The organism is Anaerostipes sp. 992a, assembly GCF_001940245.1.
Lineage (GTDB): Bacteria > Bacillota > Clostridia > Lachnospirales > Lachnospiraceae > Fimousia.
Genome location: NZ_MJIG01000012.1, coordinates 2,501 through 5,975 on the forward strand (window position 1 = coordinate 2,501; position 3,475 = coordinate 5,975).

Here is a 3,475-nt window from a genome sequence, read left to right on the forward strand (position 1 = left end):
GAGCCCAAACCGGAATGCGTGCATTCCGGGGTTCGGACTGCATACGGTATTGGCAGAAGATAGGAGAAAGGTTTTGGAAAAGCCTGCCGGAGAGGGTGAGAGCCCCGTATCCGAAATCAGGAGCCAGCCAGCAGGATCCAGAGTACCACGAGACACGTGAAACCTTGTGGGAATGAGCGGGGACCACCCCGTAAGGCTAAATACTACTTAGTGACCGATAGCGCATAGTACTGTGAAGGAAAGGTGAAAAGGACCCCGGGAGGGGAGTGAAAGAGAACCTGAAACCCTGTGTTTACAAGCTGTGGAACTATTTTAAAGTAGGACCGCGTACTTTTTGTAGAACGGTCCGGCGAGTTGCCACTGCTGGCAAGGTTAAGTGCCAGAGGCACGGAGCCGAAGGGAAACCAAGTCTTAATAGGGCGAAAGTCAGCAGGGGCAGACCCGAAACCGGGTGACCTATCCATGTCCAGGTTGAAGCTGCCGTAAGAGGCAGTGGAGGACCGAACCCACATCCGTTGAAAAGGGTGGGGATGAGGTGTGGATAGCGGAGAAATTCCAATCGAACCCGGAGATAGCTGGTTCTCCTCGAAATAGCTTTAGGGCTAGCCTCATGATAGTCTGCTGGAGGTAGAGCACTGAATTGCCTAGGGGGCGTCAAAGCTTACCAAAGCATATCAAACTCCGAATGCCAGACAGATGTTTCATGGGAGTCAGACCATACGAGATAAGTTGGATGGTCAAAAGGGAAAGAGCCCAGACCACCGGCTAAGGTCCCAAAGTGCGTGTTAAGTGGAAAAGGATGTGGGATTTCGAAGACAACTAGGATGTTGGCTCAGAAGCAGCCATTCATTCAAAGAGTGCGTAATAGCTCACTAGTCGAGAGGTCCTGCGCCGAAAATGTCCGGGGCTGAAACACGACACCGAAGCCGTGGAATCACGTAGTGATTGGTAGAGGAGCATTCTTAAACGGTGGAAGCTGTACCGGAAGGAGCAGTGGACGGTTAAGAAGAGAGAATGCCGGAATGAGTAGCGAGAAAGAAGTGAGAATCTTCTTGGCCGAATATCTAAGGTTTCCAGAGTAAAGCTGATCTGCTCTGGGTAAGTCGGGGCCTAAGGCGAGGTCGAAAGACGTAGTCGATGGATAACAGGTTGAGATTCCTGTACCGCATGAAATCAGAACTGTGGGGACACAGACAGGAAGAGGGAGCCGGGAATGGAAAGTCCGGTCCAAGCGAGGTAGGAGTACCGCCGGCAAATCCGCGGTGCGATCCGAAGACGTGACGGGGAGCGAACATAAGTAGCGAAGCCCTTGCCCCTGGCTGTCAAGAAAAGCCGCTATCGTATTTCATGTGCCCGTACCGTAAACCGACACAGGTGGATGAGGAGAGAATCCTAAGGCCGACGGGAGAAGTGTTGTTAAGGAACTCGGCAAAATGGCCCCGTAACTTCGGGAGAAGGGGTGCCTGCGAGAGCAGGCCGCAGAGAATTGGCCCAAGCAACTGTTTAGCAAAAACACAGGTCTATGCAAAACCGCAAGGTGAAGTATATGGGCTGACGCCTGCCCGGTGCTGGAAGGTTAAGGGGAGGGCTTAGAGCAATCGAAGGTCTGAACTTAAGCCCCAGTAAACGGCGGCCGTAACTATAACGGTCCTAAGGTAGCGAAATTCCTTGTCGGGTAAGTTCCGACCCGCACGAAAGGCGTAATGATTTGGGCACTGTCTCAACAACACACCCGGTGAAATTGAAATACCAGTGAAGATGCTGGTTACCCGCGCCAGGACGGAAAGACCCCATGGAGCTTTACTCTAGCTTGATACTGGGATTCGGTACTGCATGTACAGGATAGGTGGGAGACGTGGAATCATGGACGCCAGTCCATGAGGAGTCGCTGTTGGGATACCACCCTTGCAGTATTGGATTTCTAACCAGCAGCCGTGATCCGGCTGGGGGACAATGTCAGGTGGGGAGTTTGACTGGGGCGGTCGCCTCCGAAAGGGTATCGGAGGCGCTCAAAGGTTCCCTCAGAATGGTCGGAAACCATTCGCAGAGTGCAAAGGCAGAAGGGAGCTTGACTGTGACACCGACGGGTGGAGCAGGTACGAAAGTAGGACTTAGTGATCCGGTGGTATAAAGTGGGATTGCCATCGCTCAACGGATAAAAGCTACCCTGGGGATAACAGGCTTATCACTCCCAAGAGTTCACATCGACGGAGTGGTTTGGCACCTCGATGTCGGCTCATCGCATCCTGGAGCTGTAGCAGGTTCCAAGGGTTGGGCTGTTCGCCCATTAAAGCGGTACGCGAGCTGGGTTCAGAACGTCGTGAGACAGTTCGGTCCCTATCCGGCGTGGGCGCAGGAGATCTGAGAGGAGCTGTCCTTAGTACGAGAGGACCGGGATGGACGGACCGCTGGTGTATCTGTTGTCGTGCCAACGGCATAGCAGAGTAGCCAAGTCTGGAAGGGATAAACGCTGAAGGCATCTAAGCGTGAAGCCCCCCTCAAGATGAGATCTCCCATTCTTCGGAAGTAAGACCCCTTGAAGACGACGAGGTAGATAGGGCAGGGGTGGAAGTGCAGCAATGCATGGAGCTGACTGTCACTAATCGGTCGAGGTCTTAACCAGAGAATGGCTGTAGAGATGTTTGAACGTACAGGAAGAGATGGAAGGTTAAGAAGATATCTGTATGTAGTTTTTAGGGTACATCCTAAAGATAAGGCCAAAAGCAGAGTGCTTTTAGTCTTTTCTATTATACGGCCTAGTGGCTCAGTTGGTTAGAGCGCCGCCCTGTCACGGCGGAGGTCGAGGGTTCGAGTCCCTTCTGGGTCGTTTGAAAATTTTATATTTTCTAAAAATGGGATCATAGCTCAGCTGGGAGAGCACCTGCCTTACAAGCAGGGGGTCACAGGTTCGAGCCCTGTTGGTCCCATTCATGCCGTCGTGGCTCAATTGGCAGAGCAGCTGATTTGTAATCAGCAGGTTATCGGTTCAAGTCCGATCGTCGGCTTTTTTTTGTGCTAAAGCGCAAGATTATGGATGGATTCCCGAGTGGCCAAAGGGGGCAGACTGTAAATCTGTTGGCAACGCCTTCGAAGGTTCGAATCCTTCTCCATCCATTTTTTATAGCGCGGGATGGAGCAGTCTGGTAGCTCGTCGGGCTCATAACCCGAAGGTCGTTGGTTCAAATCCGGCTCCCGCAACTCATACAAAATAATAAAAATTGTTTTGTACGCCCAGATAGCTCAGTTGGTAGAGCAGAGGACTGAAAATCCTCGTGTCGCTGGTTCGATTCCGGCTCTGGGCATTCCATTGAATGCCGAAAGGCATAAATGTTAATATAGATATGGGTGTGTAGCTCAGTTGGTAGAGCACTTGACTTTTAATCAAGTTGTCCGGGGTTCGAACCCCCGCACGCTCACGAAAAAGCCTTAAGGAATGTTCCTTAAGGCTTTTGTTATTACATAAGAAATTCTCTGA

The 3,475-nt window shown here is 51.7% G+C and carries 7 tRNA genes and 1 rRNA gene (1 of these 8 only partly in view); all 8 read left to right on the top strand.

Going from position 1 to position 3,475, the window contains the following annotated elements:
* Positions 1 to 2,623: ribosomal RNA gene (locus BHF69_RS13655) — 23S ribosomal RNA — on the top strand (it extends 263 nt beyond the left edge of the window).
* Between the two features lie 130 nt (positions 2,624 to 2,753).
* Positions 2,754 to 2,827 (top strand) — tRNA-Asp (locus BHF69_RS13660).
* Between the two features lie 27 nt (positions 2,828 to 2,854).
* Positions 2,855 to 2,927: transfer RNA gene (locus BHF69_RS13665), tRNA-Val, on the top strand.
* A gap of 5 nt (positions 2,928 to 2,932) precedes the next feature.
* Positions 2,933 to 3,005, top strand: a tRNA-Thr gene (locus BHF69_RS13670).
* 27 nt (positions 3,006 to 3,032) lie between these two features.
* A tRNA-Tyr gene (locus BHF69_RS13675) sits at positions 3,033 to 3,114 on the top strand.
* 10 nt (positions 3,115 to 3,124) lie between these two features.
* Positions 3,125 to 3,198 (top strand) — tRNA-Met (locus BHF69_RS13680).
* 31 nt (positions 3,199 to 3,229) lie between these two features.
* Positions 3,230 to 3,302: transfer RNA gene (locus BHF69_RS13685), tRNA-Phe, on the top strand.
* Between the two features lie 41 nt (positions 3,303 to 3,343).
* Positions 3,344 to 3,416: transfer RNA gene (locus tag BHF69_RS13690), tRNA-Lys, on the top strand.
* Positions 3,417 to 3,475: the final 59 nt, after the last annotated feature.